The organism is Streptomyces pseudoechinosporeus (genome assembly GCF_054783935.1).
In genome coordinates, this window is record NZ_BAAGPS010000009.1 from 660739 (window position 1) to 685191 (window position 24453).

At 72.0% G+C, this 24453-nt stretch carries 6 protein-coding genes; 3 read left to right on the plus strand and 3 right to left on the minus strand.

Annotation, left to right across the window (positions count from 1 at the left end; translation table 11 throughout):
* The first annotated feature begins 84 nt into the window (after positions 1 to 84).
* Positions 85 to 432, plus strand: a complete 348-nt coding sequence (locus ACYVO6_RS14530; protein WP_461061116.1) for an STAS domain-containing protein — start codon at positions 85 to 87, stop codon at positions 430 to 432.
* Positions 433 to 568: 136 nt separating this feature from the next.
* Positions 569 to 2524 carry a serine/threonine-protein kinase gene (locus ACYVO6_RS14535; protein ID WP_461061118.1) on the plus strand — a complete coding sequence of 652 codons (1956 nt, stop codon included), beginning with the start codon at positions 569 to 571 and terminating at the stop codon, positions 2522 to 2524.
* Here the strand turns inward: ACYVO6_RS14535 and ACYVO6_RS14540 are convergent.
* The 3 genes from ACYVO6_RS14540 to ACYVO6_RS14550 are packed head-to-tail and all read right to left on the minus strand — an operon-like array spanning position 2506 to position 5507.
* Positions 2506 to 3363 (minus strand): ABC transporter ATP-binding protein, encoded by an 858-nt coding sequence (locus ACYVO6_RS14540; protein ID WP_461061120.1) that lies wholly within the window; start codon positions 3361 to 3363, stop codon positions 2506 to 2508. The genes ACYVO6_RS14535 and ACYVO6_RS14540 overlap by 19 nt on opposite strands.
* A gap of 3 nt (positions 3364 to 3366) precedes the next feature.
* Positions 3367 to 4479: a FecCD family ABC transporter permease gene (locus tag ACYVO6_RS14545; RefSeq protein WP_461061122.1), complete on the minus strand. Its 1113-nt coding sequence runs from the start codon at positions 4477 to 4479 to the stop codon at positions 3367 to 3369.
* Positions 4480 to 4481: 2 nt separating this feature from the next.
* Entirely contained in the window at positions 4482 to 5507 is a 1026-nt protein-coding gene (locus ACYVO6_RS14550) for a FecCD family ABC transporter permease (RefSeq protein ID WP_461061124.1), read from the minus strand.
* Positions 5508 to 5618: 111 nt separating this feature from the next.
* Between ACYVO6_RS14550 and ACYVO6_RS14555 the strand changes: the two genes are divergently transcribed.
* Positions 5619 to 24443, plus strand: a complete 18825-nt coding sequence (locus ACYVO6_RS14555) for an amino acid adenylation domain-containing protein (RefSeq protein WP_461061126.1) — start codon at positions 5619 to 5621, stop codon at positions 24441 to 24443.
* Positions 24444 to 24453 lie beyond the last annotated feature (10 nt).

The following is a 24453-nucleotide window of genomic DNA, read 5'->3' on the forward strand; positions in this document are numbered from 1 at the left end:
TACGAGGTGGAGTAGCAAGGTCACGGCTGGTAAGCGGGCATACGGCGCGCACCGCGACGCACGCGCCACTGGAGCACAACACCCTTGGAAATCACGGTCATTCGCATGCGCCTGCTGGCTGAGGCGCCGTTTCGCCTGTGGATGGCGGCCAGCGGCACGCTGGGCGCCACCACGCGACGGCAGCTGAGACATCGGTTGCACGATCAAGTCGACGAAGGGCACCGGGAGTTCTTCCTCGATCTGCAGGAACTCCGTTGTGCCGACGGGCTTTCGGACGGCGAACTGCGCGCGCTGTTCCCCAAGGATCCTGCCGTGCGCTTCCATCTCATCGGCGCCCCCGACCGCATCCGCGAGTGCGTCACCGGCGACCCGGGGTTCACCTTGTACGCCGATCCGGAATCGGCCTGGTGTCAGTGGGCCAACGGCACTTGATCCCTGCCCTGATCCCGTCCCTGGACGGAACGCGAAAATCCGGTGAAAGCGCTGTGTGACTGTGTGCTCACCCCGTACGTGCGGGCCCCGCAGAGGCGGAGACTGAGGTTCCGAATGGCGGGCGAGGGGAGTGCTGGTGCGCCTGGGCACGACGGTCGGTGGGCGCTACCGGCTTGTGAAAGGCCCTCTCAAGGGGGGTATCGGCGAGGTGTGGCTGGCCCGCGACCAACGCCTGCCCCGCGATGTCATCCTCAAGCGGCTGCGGCCGGCGGACGACACCCCCACCGGATTCGACCGGCTGGAGGCCGAGGCCCGCGCCTTGGCACCGTTCAGCCATCCCCATGTCGTCACCCTGCACGACGTACTCACGCTGCCCGGCGACGAACGGGCGGGTGGACGCCGTAAGTCGACGTCCTGGCTGGTGATGGAGTACGTGTCTGGCGGCAGCCTGGAGGACCGGCCCACGATGTCTCCGGAGCGGGCCGCACGTGTGGGCGCCCAGATCGCCGACGCGCTGGCCGCACTGCACGCCGAACGGCTCGTGCACGGAGACGTCAAGCCGGGCAACGTCGTCGTCACCCGCCAGGGGCTTGCCGAACTCGCCGACTTCGGAGCCGCGTACCGGGTCGGCGGTAAGGAGACGATCACACCGAACGGCGCCGTCAGCTACACACCCGACTACGCCGCGCCAGAGGTCGTACAGGGGCAGCCGGAGCCGGCGTCCGATGTGTTCTCCCTCGGCGCCCTGCTCTACGACCTGGTCACCGGCCGGTCGCCGCGCCCCGGCGCGGGCGAGGACGTGGATCCGTACGTCGCGCAGCGGCAGGCCGCCCGGGGCGAGGTCGAACTGGCCGAGGACATCGGGGTGTTGAGCGACATCCTGCCCGCCGTGCTCGACCGTGAGCCGAAGAACCGGCCGACGGCGACCGAGGCCCGGCGGTTGCTGGAGGAGGTCGCGGGACCTCAGGAACCGCTGCCGCCCGCGGAACCCGGACGGAACACCAGGACGGGTCCCGTTCCGGACGTCGGCGAGGTCCTCCCGCCCGATGACGCCCCACGGAGCGAACTCCGGGGGAGGGCGGCGGCGTTGGTACGGTCCCGGCTGTTCCTCGTGGCGACGACGGCCGTACTCACCCTGGCCGTGGCGTTCCTGGTCGGTCGGATCATCCCCGACGACCGGGAGGCACAGGGCGACAGGACGGAAGCGGTGCCGAGCGCCCCGGGGGCGACGGGTTCGGCGGCCTCGCAGTCGAAGAACGCGGGATCCGTCATCGGGGATCACCGTACGGCCGACCTCTGCGCCCTGAGCTCCACATCTGTGCTCAAGCCCTTCGGCGAGGCGGACCTCGACCGGGACTACGGCAACTTCGACCGGTGCGACGTCATCGTGGACACCGGCGAGGACGAGCCCGTGGACGTGGAGGTCTTCTTCGACACCAGCGGGGCCTCCGAGCTGTCGCCGCCGAAGGAGACCACCGGTGTGGTGGACGAGGCGGACGACGGCGACGCCTGCGTCAAGGCTCTGCTGCCGGCCGGCGATCCCGACGTCAACATCATGGTCGTCGCGAAACAGGACGAGGGCAGCGCGCCCTTGTGCGACATGGCCGAAGCCGCCACCGAGTACGCGGTCCAGGTGCTCAACCGCGGGGAGCTGCCCCGGCGTTCGGACCAGCTGCCGAAGACGTCACTGATCCACCAGGACGCCTGCACCCTGCTCACCGCGGACGCCCTCGAAGTCATCCCCGGCATCGACGCCGGGGATCCGGACATCGGCTTCGGCAACTGGGACTGCAAGTGGCACAGCACCACCAACGACCTGTGGGCCGAGCTGCGGTTCGACCGCGGCGAGACACCAACGGCGGCCGACGGGACCCTCACCCGGATCGGGGGCCGCACCGCGGTGATCCAGCCGGACGAGGAAGGGCCCGACACCTGCCGCGTCGTGGTGGTGCACCGCTCGTACATCCAGGACGGCGAGACGGCGGTCGAGACGCTGAACCTCACGGTCGGCGGCGACCCGTCCGAGGAACGGCTGCGCCAACTGGCCACCCGGCTCGCGGGCGCCGCCGTCAGTCACGTACGGGCCGGATGAGCCGTGTCGGCCCCGTGGTGGCGCCCCATCGGAATGACCAGGGGTGTGCCGCTGACCGGGTCCAGGGTGATCTTGCAGCTCAGGTCGAAGACGTCCGCCACGGTCTCGGCGGTGATGACCTCGGCCGGCGGGCCCTCGGCGACGATCCGGCCGGACTTCATGGCGACGACGTGATCGGCGTAGCGGCAGGCCTGGTTGAGATCGTGCAGCACCATCACGACGGTGCGGTTCTCGCGCCGGTTGAGGTCCGTGATCAGGTCCAGTACGTCGATCTGGTGGGCGAGGTCCAGGTACGTCGTCGGCTCGTCGAGGAGCAGTACGGGTGTGCCCTGCGCGACCGCCATGGCGATCCACGCGCGCTGGCGCTGCCCGCCGGAGAGCTCGTCGACCGGACGGTCCGCGAGGTCGGTCATGGCGGTGGCGGCCAGCGCCTGGTGCACGGCCTGCTCGTCGGCCTTGGACCACTGCCGCCACCAGGTCTGGTGCGGTGAACGGCCGCGGTTGACCAGGTCGATGACGGTCAGCCCCTCGGGGGCTACCGGGCTCTGCGGCAGGATGCCGAGGCGCTGGGCGAGTTCCCGGGACGGTATGGACTGCAGGGCACGGCCGTCCAGGTGGACGGCGCCCTCACGGGGTGCGAGCAGCCGGGCCAGGGCACGCAGCAGCGTGGACTTGCCGCAGGCGTTGGCGCCGACGATCGCGGTGATCCGGCCGGGCGGCACGGCCAGGTCGAGGCCGTCCACGACCAGCCGGTTGTCGTACGCCAGGCGCAGTCCGCTGGCCCGCAGGTCCGGGTCGCTGCTCGACGAGGCGCCCGCCGACTTGGGTTCAACCGACATGGATCAACCTCCTGAACCCGCGCGGTTCACGCGGACGAGCAACCAGAGCAGGACCGGCGCGCCGAGCACGCCGGTGACGATTCCGACCGGCAGTTCCGTGCCGGAGACGAGCGTGCGGGCGATGAGGTCGCTGCCCAGGACCATCAGGGCCCCGGTCAGCCCCGAGGCGACTACAGGTGGCCAGGCGGTACCGGCCAGCCGCTGGGCGATCTGCGGTGCGGCGAGCGCCACGAAGACGACGGGGCCCGCGGACGCGGTGGCGAAGGCGATCAGGCCGACCCCGGTGAGCAGGATGGAGAGGCGCACCAACTGCACCCTGGTACCGAGGCCGGTGGCGACATCGTCGCCGAGCTGGAGGGTGCGCAGCAGACGCCCGAACAGCAGCGCCGCCGGCAGCAGCACCGCCAGCGCGATCGCGAGCGGGCCGACCTGGTCCCACGTACGGCCGTTGAGGTTGCCCACCAGCCAGCCGAGGGCGGCCTGCGCCTGGAACCGTCCGCCCTTGGCCACCAGATAGTCGGTGGCACTCGTGCAGATCCAGGCCACGCCGATGCCGATCAGGATGATCCGGTAGCCGGTGGTGCCGCGCCGCCAGGCCAGGGCGTACACGATCAGGGCCGTGGCCAGCGCGCCGAGCAGTCCGAGGGCCTGGGTGCCGAGGCCGGCGTCCCAGCCCAGCACGATGCCCGCGACCACGGCGGTGCCCGCACCCTGGGTGAGGCCGATCATGTCGGGGCTGGCCAGCGGATTGCGCGTCATGGTCTGGAACAGCGCCCCGGAGACGGCGAACGCGATCCCGGCCAGCAGACCGACCAGGGAGCGCGGCAGCCGCAGCTCCTGGACGACGAGGACGGTGCCGGGGTCGCCGCTGCCGACGAGCGCGCGTACGACATCGGCGAAGGCGATCGGATAGTCGCCGATCGTCAGGCCCCAGCAGAACAGCAGGAAGGTGGCCGTGGCGAGCACCGTGCTCAGCGCCACCAGACGGGGACGGAGGATCCCCGAGACGGGCGGTACGGCCAGCCGGAAGGTGCGGTAGGAGCGGACGCGTGTGGGGGCGGGCGAAGTGCCGGAGTCCAAGGGGGACTTGGTGAGGGTGGACTTTGGGTTGGCCATGGTCACACCTCCGCGAGCTGGCGTCGGCGGACCATGGCGATGAAGAACGGGCCGCCTATGAAGGCGACGACGATGCCCGCCTGGACCTCGGTCGGCCGTGCGACGAGGCGGCCGATGATGTCCGCGGCGAGCAGCAGGCTCGAGGCGAGGACGGCCGACAGCGGCAGCAGCCAGCGGTGGTCGGGGCCGATCCCCGCCATCTGGGTGAGGACCCGGGCGACATGGGGGACCACCAGGCCGATGAAGACGACCGGGCCGATGACCGCGACCGCGGCCCCGGTCAGCAGGGTGACCGCGGCGACGCCCTGCAGCCGGACCAGGCCGAGGTTTCGGCCGAGCGAGGCCGCCACGTCCTCGCCGAGGGCCAGGCTGTTGAGCGCCGGCGCACAGGCCAGGGCCAATATGGCGCCCGCGGCGAGGAACGGCAGGATCCGCAGCACCGTGGCACCGTCCTGGTCGGCCATCGAACCGGCGGTGAAGAAGCGGTAGCGGTCCAGCGCGTCCGGGTCGGTCAGAGCGATGGCGCTGGTGAACGAGGTGAGCAGCGAGGTCACCGCGATACCGGCGAGCGCCAACTTGACCGGCGTCTGGCCGGAACGTCCAAGGCCGCCGAGGAGGTAGACCACGACGCTCGCCGCGAGCGCGCCCGCGAAGGCGAACCAGACGTACCCGTAGAACGAGCCGAACCCGAACACCCCCACCGCCAGCACGATGGCGAAGGTGGCACCCGCGCTGACCCCCAGGATCCCGGGGTCCGCGAGGGGATTGCGGGTCAGGGCCTGCATGAGGGCGCCCGCCAGGCCCAAGGCGGCGCCCGCCGCGAGGCCCAGCGTGGTGCGCGGCACCCGTGCCGACCAGACGATGTTGTCCACGAACCGGCTCGGCGCGTCGCCGAACAGCGTCCGGATCACCTGGTCCGGCGGAACGCTTGCGGCGCCCAGCGCGAGCGACAGCAGACAGAGCACCACCAGAACAGCGCCGAGCAGCGCCACCAGTAGTACGGGGCCAAGTCTCTTGCCCCGCTTCACCGTTCGGTCTCCACGGACCAGACTCCCTTAGGTTAGGCAGACCTTAATCCTAGTCGTGAGCTTGGCCTCTGTGGCGATTGGGTCTTTTGGTTAGGTAATCCTTACCTTAGTATGACCTGCGGTCCTCCGGCAGAGCCGGTTCCGCACATCCGGGAGGCACGGTCAGCTGTGTCCGGTTTTGTAGAGCGTGTGTCTGGCATCGGCGACAACGAAGTACAGACTTTTTGGAGTCGACGGCTCGACCCGCTTCCTCAGGAGACAGCCCTCCCGGTCGACTTCCCGTACCCGCTGCGGCCCGGCGGGGAGTGGTGGACGGTGAGCCGTTCGTTGGGCACCGCGGCTGACGAGGCGACGCTGCTGTCCGCGTACGTCGCCGTGCTGCACCGCTACAGCGGCGCACGGGACATCACCGTCGGGTACGACGGCCTGCCGGTCAGGGTCGTCCTGGACGGCGGCACGGAGTTCACCGAACTGGTGCGCCGGGTGGCCGAGGCGTGTGCGGAGGGCCGGGACCACCGGGTCGAACTGTCCACGCTCATCGCCCAGTTGAGTCCGGAGCCCACCCGCGGCGGCGGTCTGCTGTTCAACACGGCCTTCGGAGATACCGCATCGGCCGGCCCGCTGGACGTCACGCTCGAAGTCACCGCGGGTGAAGTCACTGCGGGCGAAGTGCGCGTGACCTACCGTCAGGACCTCTTCGAGGCCGCGACCGCCGAGCGCATGGCGGACCACTACGCGACCCTGCTGGCCGACGCTCTCACCCGCCCGCACACTCCCGTCGGCGAACTGGAACTGCTCGCCGCCGGCGAGCGCCACCGCATCCTCGAGGAGTGGAACGACACCGAGCACGACGTCCCGTCGCGCACCTGGCCGGAGTTGTTCGCCGAGCAGGTACGCCTGCGCCCGGACGCCGTTGCCCTCGTCTTCGAAGACACCCGGCTGACCTACGCCGAGCTCGACGAACGCGCCAACCGGCTGGCCCACGCTCTCATCGCGCGCGGTGCAGGACCCGAACGGGTCGTCGCGCTCGCGGTGCCCCGCTCGGCCGAGCTGATCATCGCCGAGGTCGCCGTACTCAAGTCCGGCGCCGCCTACCTGCCGGTGGACACCGACTACCCGGCGGACCGCATCTCCTACATGCTCACCGACGCGGCCCCCGCCTGCCTGGTCACCACCACCGAGGCCGCCGCCGACATCCCGCCGAGCGACGGCATGGACCGCCTGATCCTCGACGAGCCCGACACCGTACGGGAGTTGGGGCAGCGTCCGGCGCACGATCCCACCCCCGAAGCGCTGTCCACCGGTAACGCCGCCTACGTCATCTACACCTCCGGCTCCACCGGCCGCCCCAAGGGCGTGGTGCTCTCGCACGCGGGCGTCGCCAAGCTGATCGCGACACAGACCGAACGGTTCGGCATCGGCCCGCACAGCAGGGTGCTCCAGTTCGCCTCGCCCAGCTTCGACGTGGCGTTCTGGGACCTGTGCCTCGGACTGCTCTCCGGCGGCCGGCTCGTCGTCGTACCGACCGAACGCCGGGTGCCGGGCGCACCGCTCGCCGAGTACGCACACGCCCACGGCATCACCTTCATGATCCTCCCGCCGGCCCTGCTCGCCGCCATGCCCGAGGACATCGAACTGCCGCCCGCCACCCTCCTCGCCGGCACCGAACGCGTCTCGCCCGAGCTGGTCGGCCGCTATGCGCGCGGCCGGATGATGTTCAACGCGTACGGCCCGACCGAGGCGACCACCAACTCCACCCTCGGCCTCTGCGACCCCGACACCCCTGCCGGCACCATCGTGCCGATCGGCGTCCCCGACCCCGGCACCCGCGCCTACGTCCTCGACGCCCGGCTGAAGCCCGTCCCGGCGGGCGTGGCGGGCGAGCTCTATCTAGGCGGCGCGGGCCTGGCCCGCGGCTATCTGGGGCGGCCGGACCTGACGGCCGAGCGGTTCGTCGCGGATCCCTTCGGGGCGCCCGGCGAGCGGTTGTACCGCACCGGCGACCTGGTGCGCTGGAAGGCCGACGGGCGGCTTGAGTTCCTCGGCCGGGCCGACTCCCAGGTGAAGATCCGCGGCTTCCGCATCGAACCCGGCGAGGTCGAGTCCGTACTGCGCGGCCACCCGGCCGTCGACCAGGCGGCGGTCGTGGTGCGTGAGGACCGGCCCGGCGACCGTAGGCTGGCCGCCTATGTCGTGCCCTCCCTGGAGACCGAGGCGGCCGGGGACGAGACCGAGCAGGTCCAGGAATGGAAGGACCTGCACGAACTGCTCTACTCGGCGGCCGGATCCGAGGGCCGCCGGGACAGTTCGGCGGGCTTCCGCGAGAACTTCGCGGGCTGGAACAGCATGTACGACGGCCTGCCCATCCCCGTCGACGAGATGCGCGAGTGGCGCGACGCCACCGTCGCCCGTATCGAGGAGCTGACGCCTCGCCGGGTACTGGAGATCGGCGTCGGCAGTGGCCTGATCCTCTCCCGTGTCGCGCCCGGGTGTGAGGCGTACTGGGGCACCGACCTCTCCGAGGAGGCCGTACGCGCCCTGCGCACCCAGGTCGGAGCGGTGCCGGAGCTGGTCGACCGGGTCCGCCTGAGCGCCCAGCCCGCGCACGACACCTCCGGGCTGCCGAAGGGCTACTTCGACACCGTCGTCATCAACTCCGTCGCCCAGTACTTCCCGAGCGCCGACTACCTCGCCGAGGTCCTGGCTGCCGCGTCGGAGTTGCTGGCGCCCGGCGGCCGGCTGTTCGTCGGCGACGTCCGCAACGCCCGTCTGCTGCGCTGCCTGCGCGCCGCTGTGGAGACCCGCCGCGCCGGCGACCCGGAGGACAAGCAGGCCCTGCGCACCGCCGTGGAGCGGTCGGTGGCCTGGGAGGGGGAGCTGCTGCTCGACCCCGACTTCTTCGCGGCGCTCGAAGGCTTCGACGCCGACGTCCGCGTCAAGCGCGGAGCCCATCACAACGAGCTGACCCGGTACCGCTATGACGTGGTGCTCACCAAGCGGGCCGCCGCCGCCCCGGCTCCGGTCGACGGCGACGAGATCGCGTGGGCCGACCTCGGCGGCCTGGACGACCTCGACGCCCGCCTGGGTGAAGGGCCGTCCCTGCTGCGGGTGGTCGGCGTGCCGAACGTCCGGCTCGCCGAGGACCTGGCCGCGTTGGCGACCCTGGACGGCCGCAGCCGCACTGCCGCGTCTGCCGACGCGCCGGACCCGGAGACGTTCCATGCCCTCGGCTCGCGGCACGGGCACCGGGTCGCCGTCACCTGGAACGGCTCCGCCGACGACGGCAGCCTCGATGTGCTGTTCGCCCTCGGTGACGCCCCGTACAACGGCCGCTTGTACCGCCCGTCCGGCACGGCGGCGCACGCCAACCGACCCGCGCCCTTCCGCGACGTGAACGCCCTGATGAGGGCGCTGCGTTCGTACGCGGCCGACCGGCTCCCGGAGTACATGGTCCCGGCCGCCGTCGTTCCGCTGGACCGCCTCCCGGTCACCCCCAGCGGCAAGCTCGACTCAGCCGCGCTGCCCACCCCCGACTACGGCGCCCTCAGCTCCGGCCGCCCGCCGCGCGACGCCCGCGAGGAACTGCTGTGTGCGGCCTACGCCGAGGTGCTCGGCCTGCGCTCGGTCACCATCGACGACGACTTCTTCGCGCTCGGCGGCGACAGCATCACCGCCATCCAGCTCCTCGTCCACGCCCGCCGGGCCGGACTGCGCCTCAGCTCCCGCGACGTCTTCCGGCACCGTACGGTCGCGGCCCTCGCCGAAGCCGCCGATGTACGGACCGACACGCAGGACACCGAGGAGGACACACCGCTCGTCCGGCTCACGGAAGCCGAACTCGCCGAGCTGCAAGGGGAACACCCGGTCGGCGTCCAGGAGTTGCTGCCGCTGAGCCCGCTCCAGGAGGGCTTCTACTTCCACTCCCTCGTCGACGGCGCCGATCGCGACGCCTATGTCGTCCAGCAGGCCCTCGAACTGTCGGGTCCGGTCGACGGCGAGACCCTGCGCCGGGCCGCCCAGCGCGTCCTGGAGCGGCACGCCCCGCTGCGCGCCTGCTTCCGCCAGCTCGCCGACGGCCGCCCGGTGCAGATCGTCGCCGACCGGCTGGAGCTGCCCTGGCGCGAGGTGGACCTGTCCACGCAGGACGTGGACGCCCGATCGACGCTCGCCGACGCGGTCGCCGCCGACGAACGTGTCCGGCGCTTCGACCTCGCCCGCCCGCCGCTGCTGCGTTGCGCGCTCGTACGGCTGGGCGAGGACCGCAGCCGACTGCTGCTGACGTTCCATCACATCGTCGCCGACGGCTGGTCCCTGCCGGTGCTGCACCGCGAGCTGATGGCCTGCTACGGGGACACGCCGGCCGAACTGCCCGAGGTCGCGCCGTACGACGCGTATCTGCGCCGCCTGGCCACTGCCGACCGCGATGCCGCTCGCGAGGCCTGGCGCACCGCCCTCGCCGGTCTTGACGAGCCCACGCGGCTGGTCGAGGCGCCCGTCGACGGTACGCCGATCGAGCCCGCGCAGGTGCGCGTCGAGCTGTCCGAGCAGGTCACCGCTCGGCTGGCGGCCCGCGCCCGGGAACTCGGGGTGACTCTCGGCACGGTCGTGCAGAGCGCCTGGGGTCTGCTCATTGGGCGGCTGACCGCCCGGCAGGACGTGGTGTTCGGCACCACCGTCTCCGGCCGTGACGCCGAGGTCGAGGGCATCGAGTCCATGGTCGGCCTGTTCATCAACACCCTGCCGACCCGCTTCCGTTGGGAGCCCGCCGACACCCTCGCCGAGCTGCTCGGCCGGCTCCAGGACGAGCAAGCGCGGCTGCTGGACCACCAGCATCTCGGCCTCGCGGAGCTTCAGCGGGTCGCCGGGCTTGCGGGCAGCGGCGAACTCTTCGACACTCTGGTCGTCTTCGAGAACTACCCGTCCGCGACCGGCCTCGCCGATCCCTCCGGCACGGTCCACGTCACGGGTCACGAGTTCCACGACGCCGTGCACTACCCGCTCGCCCTGATCGTGAAGCCGGGCCGTCGACTCGACCTGCGCCTCAAGCACCACGCCCAGCGGCTCGACGCCGAGAGCGTGCACCGGATCGCGGACCGGCTCACCCGGATCCTCGGCGCCCTCGCCGCCGACCCCGGGCAGCAGGCCGCCAACCTGGAACTGCTCTCCGCGGAGGAACTGTCCCTCGCACACCCGGTCGGCGAACGACGGGATGTGCCCGAGACCACGCTGGCCGCCGCCTTCGAGGCCCAAGCCGCCCGTAGCCCCCAGGCCACCGCTGTGGTGTACGAGAACGAGACGCTCACGTATCGCGAACTCGACGCTCGCGCCGAGGAGTTGGCGGCGCGGCTCCGCGCCGGGGGTGCCCGTCCCGGCGCGGTCGTCGCGGTCGCCGTACCGCGCTCGACGGAACTCATGATCGCCCTGCTGGGTGTGCTCAAGTCCGGCGCCGCCTACCTCCCGGTCGACGTGGACTACCCGGCCGACCGCGTGACGCACATGCTCACCGACTCCGGAGCGGCGACGGTCGTCACCACGACCGCCACCGCACCCCGGCTGCCCGAAGTCCCCGGACTCACACCGTTGTTGGTGGACACCCCGGCCGAGTACGTGCCTGAAGCCCCGCCCGTCCCCGTGTGCCCCGACGACCCGGCCTACCTGATCTACACCTCCGGCTCCACCGGCCGCCCCAAGGGCGTCGTCGTCACTCACCGGGCCATCGTCAACCGCCTGACCTGGATGCAGGGCGAGTACCAACTGACCGCCGACGACCGCGTGTTGCAGAAGACCCCGGCCAGCTTCGACGTCAGCGTCTGGGAGTTCTTCTGGGCACTGTGCGAGGGCGCCGCGGTCGTCCTCGCGCGCCCCGACGGGCACCGCGACCCGGCGTACCTGGCCGGGCTGATCCGCGAACAGGGCGTCACCACCCTGCACTTCGTGCCGTCGATGCTCGAAGCCTTCCTGCAGTCCGAGGAGATCACCGCCGACCCGTCCTGGGCGGCCTCACTGCGCCGTGTGTTCAGCAGCGGCGAGGCGCTGCCCGGCGCCGCCGCTTCCCACTGGCGGGAGCTCACCGGAGTACCGCTGCACAACCTGTACGGCCCCACCGAAGCCGCCGTCGACGTCACGTACCACCCGTACGACGGCACACCCGGCACCACCGTGCCCATCGGCCGCCCGGTGTGGAACACCGGCCTGCGCGTACTGGACTCCTGCCTGCGTCCAGCGCCCGAAGGTACCCCCGGCGAGCTGTACTTGACGGGCGTCCAGTTGGCGCGCGGCTACCACGCCCGCCCTGGCCTGACCGCTGAACGGTTCGTGGCCGATCCGTACGGCGCGCCCGGCGAGCGCATGTACCGCACGGGTGACCTGGTGCGCCGTCGCGCCGACGGGACCGTCGAGTACCTGGGCCGCACCGACCGTCAGGTCAAGATCCGCGGCAACCGCATCGAACTCGGCGAGATCGAGGCCGCGTTGACCGGCCAACCCGGCGTCGCCCAGGCTGCCGTCACCGTCGCGGGCAGCGCCCTGATCGCGTACGTCGTCCCCGCCCGCGACGCCCGGCCGGAGCCCGCCGAACTCCAGGCCGCCCTCGCCGAGTCGCTGCCCGCACCCATGGTGCCCGGCGCCTATGTCGTCCTGGACGCCCTGCCGTTGACCCCCAGCGGCAAGCTCGACCGGGCCGCACTGCCCGCGCCGCAGGCGGTACGCGCCGAAGCGCGCGCCCCGCGCGACGAGCGCGAGCGCGCCCTCACCGAGATCTTCGCGGCCGTGCTGAAGCTCGACGAAGTCGGCATCGACGACGACTTCTTCATGCTCGGCGGCGACAGCATCACCTCGATCGGCGTCTCCAGCCGCGCCCGCAGGGCGGGCCTGGAGCTCAATCCCCGGGACGTCTTCGAGCACCGCACGCCCGCGGCCCTCGCCGTGGCGGCCGTCCCCGTGGCCTCGGCCCGCACGCTGACCTCCGCGTTTTCCCTCACCGCCGAAGAGACCGAGCGCGTCCACCGGCTCAGCCCGTACTCCGTCGAGGACATCTGGCCGCTGGCCCCGCTCCAGGAGGGGCTGTTCTTCCACTCGACGTACGACGACAGCGCTCTGGACGTATACACCGTCCACGAGTCGTTCGACTTCGCCACGCCCGTCGAGGCGGACCGGCTGCGCACCGCGGCCCGCGTCCTGCTGGAGCGCAACCCGAGCCTGCGCGCCGGGTTCACCAGCGAAGGCCTGCGCCAGCCGGTGCAGTTCATCGTGCGCGATCCGGAGATCCCGCTCCACGAGGTCGACCTGTCCGGGCTGCCCGCCGCCGAACAGGACGTACAGCTCCGGGAGTTGATGGACGAGGAACGCACCCGCCGCTTCGACCTGACCCGGCCGCTGCTGTTCCGGATGCTGCTCGTGCGGCTCGGCGCGGAGCGCGGCGACCGGCTGGTCGTCGGACGCCATCTGCTGCTGTGGGACGGCTGGTCGGCCTGGGTCTTCCTGGACCAGCTCTTCGCCCTGTACGAGTCCGGGGGCGACGCGAGCGCCCTGCCCGCGCCCGGCTCGTACCGCGACTACCTCACCTGGCTGGAGGCCCAGGACACCGCCGTCGCCACCCGCGCCTGGCGCTCGGCCCTCGCCGGTCTGGACGAACCCACCCTGCTCGCCGCCGCCGACCAGGGCCTGGAACCGGACATCCCGGAGAGCCTGGACGCCGCCCTCCCGGCGGACCTGGGCGAGCGGCTGCGCGACACCGCACGCCGGCACGGCCTGACCCTCAACACAGTGCTGACCGCCGCCTGGGGCCTGACCCTCGCGAGCGCGACCGGCCGTACCGACGTCGTCTTCGGAACCACCGTCGCGGGCCGGCCGAGCGAGGTGCCGGACATCGAGAACGTCATCGGCATGTTCCTCAACACCGTCCCCGCCCGCATCGCCTACGACCCCGCCGAGCCCGTGCTCGGCCTGCTGCGGCGCGCCCAGGACGAACGCCTTGCCGTGATGCCGTACGAGTACCTGGGCCTGGGCGTCCTCCAGGCCGAGACCGGCCACCGTCGGCTGTTCGACACCCTCTTCGTGCTGCGCAACAGCGACACGGAGGAACGGCTCGCCGAGCTGGCGGACCGGCACGGAGCCACCGCCGTCGCCAACGTCGACGCGACGCACTATCCCGTGAACCTGGTCGTCACACCGGGGCAGCGCATCCAGGTCACCCTCACCCACCGGGCCGACGTCGTCGGTGGGCGGCAGGCCCAGGACCTGCTGGACCGCTTCACACTGCTGCTGGAGCGGCTGGCCCACGACCTGGACGCCCCCGTGGGCGGCCTCGATCCGCTGCTTCCCGCCGAGCACGCCGAGTTGGAGCGCGAACGGGCCGCGAGCCGTGTCCCCGACCCCGAGGACACCATCGCCGACCTCCTGGCAGCGCAGGCCGCCGCCACTCCCGAGGACACCGCGCTCGTCTTCGGCGACACAACGCTGTCGTACGCCGAACTCGACGCCCGTATCAACCGCATGGCCCGGCTGCTGCTCGCCCGCGGTGCCGCGCCCGAGAAGGTCGTGGCCCTCGGGTTGCCCCGCTCCCTGGACATGGTCGTCGCCCTGTTCGCCGTACTGCGCACCGGAGCCGCGTATCTGCCGCTGGAGCTGGACTACCCGGACGACCGGCTGGCGACGATGCTCGACGACGCCCGGCCGACACTGATCCTCTCCACCGAAGCGGTCGCCGCACGCCTGGAGGGGGCCGCACCCGACAGCCCGCGCGTGCTGCTCGACGACCCGGCGGTGACAGCCGAACTGGCTGCGTTCCCAGGCGACTTGACGCGCCAGGCGTTCAGCCTGGAGCACCCGGCGTACGTCATCTACACCTCCGGCTCCACCGGCCGCCCCAAGGGCGTCGTCACGCCGTACCGCGGCCTGACCAATATGCAGCTCAACCACCAGCGGGAGATCTTCGAACCGGCCATCGCCTCGGCGGGCGGCCGTCGGCTGAGCATCGCCCACACCGTGTCCTTCGCCTTCGACATGTCGTGGGAGGAACTGCTGTGGCTGGTCGAGGGGCATGAGGTGCACATCTGCGACGAGGAGCTGCGGCGCGACGCCGAGGCCCTGGTCGCGTACTGCGAAGCGCATCGCGTGGACGTCGTCAACGTCACCCCCACGTACGCCCATCTCCTCATCGAGCAGGGCCTGTTGGAGGGTCACCGGCCGCCGCTGGTGCTGCTCGGCGGCGAGGCCGTCTCGGAGACGGTGTGGAACCGGCTGCGCGACACCGAGGGGACGTACGGCTACAACCTCTACGGGCCGACCGAGTACACCATCAACACCCTCGGCGGCGGCACCCTCGACAGCGCGACACCCACTGTCGGGCGTCCGATCCGCGGGACCCGCGCCCACATCCTGGACGCCTGGCTGCGACCGGTCCCGGACGGCGTGCCCGGCGAGCTCTACATCGCGGGCATCGGCCTGGCCCGCGGCTACCTAGACCGGCCGGGACTGACCGCCGAACGCTTCGTCGCCGACCCGTTCGGTGAGCCCGGCGAGCGCATGTACCGCACCGGCGACCTGGTGCGCCGGCGCGCCGACGGCAACCTGGACTTCCTGGGCCGTACCGACGACCAGGTCAAGATCCGCGGCTACCGGGTGGAGCTGGGCGAGATCGAGACCGCGCTCGCCCAGCACCCCCGGGTGGCCCAGGCCGCCGTCCTCGTCCGCGACGACCGGCTCGTCGGCTACGTCGTCCCCGACCGGCCCACCGGCAGTGATCGAGACACCGCCGAGCGCGAACAGGTCGGTGAGTGGCAGGAGATCTACTCCGACGAGTACGAGGAGATCAGCACCGCCGTCTTCACCGAGGACTACGCCGGCTGGGACTCCTCGTACGACGGGCAGCCCATCCCCTTCGACCACATGCGGGAGTGGCGCGAGGCCACCGTCGAGCGCATCAGTTCGCTGCGGCCCCGGCGGATCCTGGAGATCGGCGTCGGCTCGGGCCTGCTGCTGTCCCAGCTCGCGCCGCAGGCCGAGGCCTACTGGGCCACCGACTTCGCCGCCCCCGTCATCCGCAAGATCGGCGAGGAACTGCGCCAGGATCCGGAACTCGCCGCCAAGGTCACGCTCCGCGCCCAGCCCGCCGACGACCTCAACGGGCTGCCCGGCGACGGCTACTTCGACACCATCGTCATCAACTCCGTCATCCAGTACTTCCCGAGCATCGACTACCTCACGTCGGTGATCCAGGGCGCCATGGAGCTGCTGGCCCCCGGCGGCGCGCTCTTCGTCGGCGACGTGCGCAACCTGCGGCTCGCCCGCACCTTCCAGACGGAGATCCAGCTCGCGCGCGGCGTGAGCGGCGACGCACTGGGCAGGGCCGTCGAGCGCGGGCTGCGCCTGGAGAAGGAACTTCTCGTCGACCCCGACTACTTCACCACCCTCGGCTATGGCGTCGACCTCCGCACCAAGCGCGCCCGCCACCACAACGAGCTCAGCCGCTACCGCTATGACGCCGTTCTGTACGCGGGCGATCCTGCCTTGCGGCTCGACGACGTCCCGGCCGTCGGCTTCACCGGGGACCTCGACCTGGCGGAGCTCGTCACCACGGCCCCCATGCGTCTCACCTGTATCCCCGACGCCCATATCGGAGCCGACGGGGGAGTGGATCCCCAGATGCTGCACGACCTCGGCGCCGAGCGTGGACACCGCGTCCTGACCACCTGGTCCCGCGGAGAAGGCACGTACGACGCCGTGTTCCTGGCTGGTGACGCCGGTGACGCTCCCGGGCTGACCGCCGGGCTGTATCTCCCCGGCGGCGGGGAGGCCCCGTACGCCAATGAGCCGACCGCCGCGCGCGACGCGAACAGCCTGGTCCGGCAGCTCCGCGACGACCTCAAGCAGCGGTTGCCCGACTACATGGTCCCGGCCGCCTTCGTCACCCTCGACCGGCTGCCCATGAACGACAACGGCAAGCTCGACGTGCGCGCCCTGCCCGAAGCCGAACCGGCCGTCGCGCTCGGCACCGGACGAGGGCCGCGCACTCCCGAAGAGGAGGTGCTCTGCCGGCTCTTCGCGGAGGTCCTCGGCCTGCCGGAAGTCGGCGCCGAGGACGGCTTCTTCGACCTCGGCGGCCACTCCCTGCTCGCCACCCGGCTGATCAGCCGGGCCCGCACCGAGCTGGGCGCCGAACTGGCGATCCGCGACCTCTTCGAGGCCCCGACCCCGGAGCTGCTCGCCGCCCGCGCCGACAGCGGACGCCCGGCCCGCCCGGCCGTCGTGCCCGTCGTCGACCGGCCCGAACGCATCCCGCTGTCGGCCGCCCAGCGCCGTCTGTGGCTGGTGGAACAGATCACCGGCAGCGGCGTCGCGTACAACTTCCCGCTGGTCTTCCGGCTCCGCGGCGAACTCGACCTGGACGCGCTGCGGGCCGCCCTGCGGGACGTGGCCGCCCGGCATGAGGCGCTGCGCACCATGTTCCTCGAGGAGAACGGGGAGCCGTATCAGCGGATCGTCCCGGCGGCGGAGAGCGAGCCGTCGTTCACCGTCACGGACTGCGCCGAAGACGCCCTGGACACCCTCATCGAGACGGCCCAGCGTCGTCCCTTCGACCTCAGCCGTGAACTCCCGCTGCGCTGCGAGGTGTTCCGGATCGCTCCGGCCGACCATGTGGTGGCCGTGGTGCTGCACCACATCACCACCGACGAGTGGTCCGACCGGCCGTTCCTGGCCGATCTGAACACCGCGTACGCGGCGCGCACGGCAGGTGACGCACCCAACTGGGCGCCGCTCCCGGTGCAGTACGCCGACTACACGCTGTGGCAGGACACCTTGCTCGGCGGTCGGCTCGGGGAGGAGCAGCTCGCCCACTGGACCGACGCGTTGCGTGACCTGCCGGAGGAACTGACCCTGCCCCTCGACCGGCCCCGCCCGGCCGAGCCCACGGGCCGGGGCGGCAAGGTCCGCTTCGAACTGCCCACCGACACCGGCCGAGAGCTGCGCGAGCTGTCCGCCGCCACGGGCACCAGCATGTTCATGCTGTTCCAGGCTGCCACCGCCGCCCTGCTGCACCGGCTAGGTGCCGGGGACGACATTCCGCTCGGCGCACCGATCGCGGGCCGTACGGACGACGCGCTCGACGATCTGGTCGGCTTCTTCGTCAACACGCTCGTCCTGCGCACCGACCTGTCCGGCGGTGACCTCACCTTCCGCCAACTCCTCGCTCGCGTACGGGAGTCGGCGCTGGAGGCGTTCGAGCACCAGGACCTGCCCTTCGACCAGGTGGTCGAGGCGGTCAACCCGGCGCGTGTGGCCGGGCGCAACCCGCTCTTCCAGGTCATGCTCGGATACCACTACCGGCCCGACGGCGACCCGGACGTGCTCGGCATGCCGAGCGAGTGGTTCGACATGGACACCGGCATGGCCAAGTTCGACCTCCACTTCACCTTCGTGGACGAGGCGGGCCGGGACCGTCTGGTGCTGCTCCTGGAATACGCGGCCGACCTGTGCGACGCGAGGACGGCCGAACGGCTGGCCGGGCGTCTGGTGCGGCTGCTGGAGCAGGTGGTTGCTGATCCGGATCAGCCCGTACGGGACTTGGAGGTACTGGAGGCCTCCGAGCGGCAGTCCGTCCTCGGCCGGTGGAACGACACCGCGCACGACGTGGAGCCGACCACCCTGCCGGAGCTGTTCCGCGCCCAGGCGGCCCGCACACCCGACGCGCACGCCCTCGTCCTCGGCGAACAGCGCCTGACCTACGCCGAGTTGGACGCGCGCGTCGAGCACACCGCGCGGGTGCTGGCCGGCATGGGCGTGGGCCCGGAGGGCACGGTGGCGGTCGCGCTGCCCCGATCGGTGGACCTCGTGGTGGCGCTGCTGGCGGTGCACCGCGCAGGTGGGGCGTACCTGCCGCTGGACGCCGACTATCCGGAGGAGCGGCTCGCCCTCATGGTGGAGGACGCCCGTCCCGTGTGCGTGATCCGGGACGCCCTGCCTGACGGACCGGCAGGTGAACTGCCGCTGGGCTACGACCCGTTGAGCCCGGCGTACGTCATCTACACGTCCGGCTCGACGGGCCGTCCCAAGGGCGTGATCGTGCCGCACCAGGGCATCGTCAACCGTCTGCAGTGGATGCAGGCCGCGTACGAACTCACCGGTGACGACCGGGTGTTGCAGAAGACGCCGTCCAGCTTCGACGTGTCCGTGTGGGAGTTCTTCTGGCCGCTGATCACCGGGGCGACTCTCGTCCTGGCCCGACCGGAAGGCCACAAGGACCCGGCCTATCTCGCCGAGTTGATCCAGCAGCAGCAGATCACGACGGTGCACTTCGTTCCCTCGATGCTCCAGCTGTTCCTCGAGGAGCCCTCCGCAGCGCGGTGCACCGGTCTGCGCCGCGTGATGTGCAGCGGCGAGGCCCTGCCCGTACCGCTGGCGAACCGCTTCCACCAGGTGCTCTCCGCCGAGCTGCACAACCTCTACGGCCCGACCGAGGCGTCCGTCGACGTCACCGCGATCGAGGTGCGGCCGGAAGCGGAGAGCGTGCCGATCGGCCGCCCGGTGTGGAACACGCGCGTGTACGTCCTGGACGCCGGGCTGCGTCCGGTACCTCCGGGCGTCCCCGGCGAGCTCTACCTGGCGGGCATCCAACTCGCCCGGGGTTACCTCGACCGTCCCGGCCTGACCGCCGAGCGGTTCGTCGCCGATCCGTACGGCGCACCCGGCGCCCGCATGTACCGCACGGGAGACCTGGCCCGTTGGACGGCCAACGGCACCGTCGAGTATCTCGGCCGCACCGACGACCAGGTCAAGATCCGCGGCTTCCGTATCGAACTCGGCGAGGTCGAGGCCGTGCTCGCCCGGCACGAGGCCGTCGCCCACGCCGTCGTCGTTCCGCATGACCAGCGGCTCGTCGCGTACATCGTGCCGGCCTCGGACCGGGCACCTGAATCAGCCGCCTTGCGTGCGCATGCCGGGGCAGCCCTGCCCGAACACATGGTCCCCGCGGCCTTCGTGGCCGTCGACGCTCTGCCGCTCACCCCCAACGGCAAACTCGACCGCAAAGCCCTGCCCGCCCCCGACTTCACGGCCGAAACCGGCAGCGGCAACGGCCCGCGCACCCCGCGCGAGGAGATCCTCTGCGGACTGTTCGCGGACGTGCTGGGTCTGGAACGGATCGGCGTCGACGACGACTTCTTCGCCCTCGGCGGCCACTCCCTCCTGGCCATGCGGCTGGCCGGCCGCGTACGGGCGGCCCTGGGCGTCGAGCTGGCGCTGCGCACCGTGTTCGAGGCCCCGACGGTGGCCCGGCTCGCGGAGCAACTGGCGGGTGCCGGCGACGAGCCCGCGCGCCCGGTCCTGACCGCCGCCCCCGACCGCCCTGAACGGCTGCCCCTGTCCTTCGCCCAGCAGCGGCTGTGGGTGCTGTATCAGGTGGAGGGCCCCAGCCCCACGTACAACATCCCGATCGTCTGGCGGCTCTCCGGAGCGCTCGACACGGACGCGCTCCAGCTCGCCGTCGACGACCTGGTCGCCCGGCACGAGCCACTGCGCACCGTCTTCCCCGAACAGGACGGTCGCGCCCACCAGCTGATCCTCGACCCGCAGCAGGCCGGGATCGAGGTGGAGATCACCCGCACCAGCGAGGAGGAGCTGGACGGGCGGCTCGTGGAGGCCGCCGAGTACGGCTTCGAGCTGGACCGTGAACCCCCGCTCCGTGTCTGCTTGTTCCAGGTGGCCGACGAGGAACACGTACTGCTGCTCCTGCTCCACCACATCGCGGGCGACGAGTGGTCCGACGGTCCGCTCACGCGGGACCTGACGGAGGCGTACGAGGCACGGGCCGCGGGCCGCGCCCCGGACCGGGCACCCCTGCCCGTCCAGTACGCCGACTACGGCCTGTGGCAGCGGGCGATGCTCGGTGACGAGAAGGACCCGGCCAGCCTGGCCTCCCGTCAACTCGCCTTCTGGCAGCGGAACTTGGCAGGGCTCCCTGAGGAGCTCGCGCTGCCCGCCGACCGGCCGCGTCCGCTGGAGGCCAGTTACCGCGGCGGGTCCGTGGACATGCCGCTGGACCCGCGGCTTGCGGCGGAGCTGCGCGCACTGGCCCGGACGGGCAACGTGAGCATGTTCATGGTCGTCCAGGCCGCGGTGGCGGCGCTGCTGACCCGGCTCGGAGCCGGTACGGACGTCCCGCTGGGCAGCCCGATCGCCGGTCGCACCGACGAGGCGCTTGAGGACCTGGTCGGCTTCTTCCTCAACACGCTGGTGCTGCGCACCGACACCGCGGGCGACCCCACCTTCCGCGAACTGCTCGGCCGCGTGCGGGAGACGGACCTGGCCGCCTTCGACCACCAGGACGTGCCGTTCGAGCGGGTGGTGGACGTGCTCAATCCCGCTCGTTCGCTCTCCCGGCACCCGCTGTTCCAGGTCATGGTCGTGTACCTCGCCGCGGGCGGTGACGACGACGGCTTCGCGGGGCTGCGCTCGCGGCGGGAGGAGGTCGGCCAGACCACCGCCAAGTTCGACCTCTCCTTCGACTTCGTGGAGCGGGCCGACGGCGAAGGCGTCGACGGAGTCCTGGAGTACAGCACCGACCTGTTCGACCACACCACCGCCGAGGCCTTCGCCGAACGGCTGATCCGCCTGCTGCATGCGGTCGTCGCCGACCCCGACACCCCGATCACCCGGATCGACGTCCTCGGAGCCGCCGAACGCCGGCGGATCCTCACCGAGTGGAACGACACGCCCGCACTCGCCTCGCCGACCACCGTGCCGGCCCTCTTCGAGCGGCAGGCCGCACTCTCCCCGGACGCCCCCGCCGTGGCCTCCGACGGCATCCGGCTGACCTTCGCCCAACTGAACGCCAAGGCCAACCGGCTCGCCCGGCTGCTCGTCGCGCACGGCGCCGGACCTGAGCGGATCGTCGCCCTGGCGCTGCCCCGCACCGCCCGCACCCTGCTCGCCATCCTGGCGGTGCACAAGGCCGGTGCCGCCTATCTGCCGCTCGACCCGGACGCCCCGGCGGGCCGTACCCGCGACATGCTCGACGACGCCCGCCCGGTACTCGTCCTCACCACGAAGGACCTCGCCCCACTGCTGCCCCCGGACGGCCCGCCGTCCGTTCTCCTCGACGACTCGCGGACCGCGGAACTGCTCGCGGGCGAGAGCCCCGCCAACCTGCTCGACACCGACCGCGTCACGCCGCTGACGCCGCGCCACCCGGCCTATGTGATCTACACGTCCGGTTCCACCGGCCGCCCCAAGGGAGTTGTCGTCACCCACGAGACCGTGGGCAACCTCTTCCACAGCCACCGCGAGACGCTGTACGCACCGGCCAAGGCGGCCACAGGCCGGCGGCATCTACGGGCCGGTCACGCCTGGTCGTTCTCCTTCGACGCCTCCTGGCAACCGCAGTTGTGGCTGCTGGACGGGCACTGCGTGCATGTGGTGTCGGACGAGACCCGTCGCGACCCCGAACTGCTCGCGGCGGCCGCCGTTGAGCACGGCTTCGACTTCCTGGAGGTCACGCCGTCGTTCTTCGCGCAGATGGCCGAGACGGGGCTGGTCCGCGAGGACGGCAGCTGCCCGCTTGCCGTCGTCGGCGTCGGCGGCGAGGCCGTACCGGCGGCGCTGTGGGAGCGGCTCGGGCAGCTGCCCGGCACCGAGGCGTTCAACCTGTACGGGCCCACCGAGTCCACCGTCGACGCCCTGGTGGCGCGGGTCCGCGACAGCGACCGGCCGCTCGTCGGCCGGCCCGTGGCGGGCACTCGGGCGTACGTACTCGACGACCGGCTGCAGCCCCTGCCGCCCGGCGTCACGGGCGAGCTCTACCTGGCCGGCGGCGGACTGGCCCGCGGCTACCTGGGCCGCCCCGCGCTGACCGCCGAGCGCTTCGTCGCCGACCCCTTCGGGCCGTCCGGCTCGCGGCTGTACCGGACCGGTGACCTGGCGCGCTGGACCGCCGAGGGGCAGCTCGACTACCTGGGCCGGGCCGACGACCAGGTCAAGATCCGCGGCTTCAGGATCGAACCCGGCGAGATCGAGTCCGTGCTCTCCTCCCACCCCGACGTCGCCCAAGCCGTGGTGACGGTACGTCAGGAGGGCCCGCGGAAACTGCTGGTGGCGTACGTCGTTCCGGTCGCGGAACGGCTCCCCGACGCCGGCCGGCTGCGGGGGCACGTCGGCGGGCAGCTGCCGGACTATATGGTCCCCGCCGCCGTCGTACTCCTGGACCGGCTGCCCGCACTGGCCAACGGCAAGCTGGACCGGGCCGCCCTGCCCGCCCCGGACTTCAGCGCCGTCTCCACCGGCCGGGCTCCCAGTACGGAACTCGAGAAGACCCTGTGCGGCGTCTTCGCCGACGTACTGGGACTGGACGAAGTCGGCGTCGACGACGACTTCTTCACCCTGGGCGGCGACAGCATCGTGGCCATGCAGCTCGTCAGCAGGGCCCGGGCGGCGGGCGTGCGGATCACCCCGCGCCTGGTGTTCCGGCACCGTACGGTCGCCGCTCTCGCCGAGGTAGCCACGGCTGCCGGACCCGAGGCAGCCGGTGCCCGCCCGGCCGACGACGGCATCGGCACCGTGCCGCTGACTCCGGTCATGCACTGGCTGCGCGAACTCGGCGGCTCCTTCAAGGGCTACCACCAGGCGGCCCTGGTCCGGACGCCCGCCGCCCTGGACCGGCCGAAGCTGGCCGCCGTGCTGCGGGCCCTCTCGGATCGGCACGCCATGCTGCGCGGCACGCTGGACCGTACGGGAGCGGACGGCTGGACCATCGCGGTCCCGGGCCCGGACGCGGTGGACACCGAGACGTGGATCGAGCGGGTCGACGTCCGCGGGCTGGACGGCGAGGCACTGCGGACGGTGGTCGCGGAACGCGCCCATGCCGCCCGCGCGACGCTCGACCCCGACGCTGGCGTCATGGTGCGGGCCGTGTGGTTCGACGCGGGCGGTGAGCCGGGCAGACTGCTCCTGATGGCCCACCACCTCGTCACCGACGGCGTCTCCTGGCGCGTCCTGCTGCCCGACCTGGCCGCGGCCTGGCAGGACGTCGCGGCCAGGCGCCGAGCACAGCTCCCGCCCGTCGACACCTCCTTCCGGACCTGGTCGCGCAAGCTGGCCGAGCTGGCCCAGGACCCGGCCCGCGAGGCGGAACTGCCGTTCTGGACCGGCGTGTTCGACGGCGCCGTGCCCTTCCCGCTGGACCGCCCGCTCGACCCGGCCCGCGACACCGTCGGCACGGTACGGGAGCTGGCGCTGCGCCTGCCCGCCGACCAGACGGGCCCGCTGCTCTCGGCCGTGCCCGCCGCCTTCGGCGCGAACGTCAACGACGTCCTGCTCACCGGACTCGGCCTCGCCGTCGCCGACTGGCGGCGACGCCACGGGGACGGCTCGCTGGGCCCGGTCCTCGTCGACCTCGAAAGCCACGGCCGCGAGGAGGAGTTGGCGGAGGACGCCGATCTGTCGCGTACGGTCGGCTGGTTCACCAGCGTCTTCCCGGTCCGCCTGGACACCGGCCCGGCCGACCTGGACGACGCGCTCCAGGGCGGCCCGGCTGCGGAAGAGGCACTGGCCGCGGTCCGCCGGCACCTCGGCTCGCTGCCCGCGAACGGCGTCGGCTACGGCATGCTGCGCCACCTCAACCCCCGTACGGCACCGGTCCTCGCCGCCTTCGAGACACCGGCGATCGAGTTCAACTACCTCGGCCGGTTCGGCATCCCCGAGGACACGGACTGGTCGTACGCCCCGGAGGAGGACGTCGCGGACATCGGAGCCGAACCGGAGATGCGGGAGGGCCACGCCCTCGGCATCAACGTCGTGACCGAGGACCGCGCCGACGGCCCCGTCCTGGCCGCCCACTGGTCCTGGCCCGAGGCCGTACTGTCCGAGGAGGCGGTCCGCGACCTGGCCGAGACCTGGTTCCGCGCCTTGAAGGGCCTGGTCACTCGCACCCAGCACCGTCCCTAGCCCCTTGCCC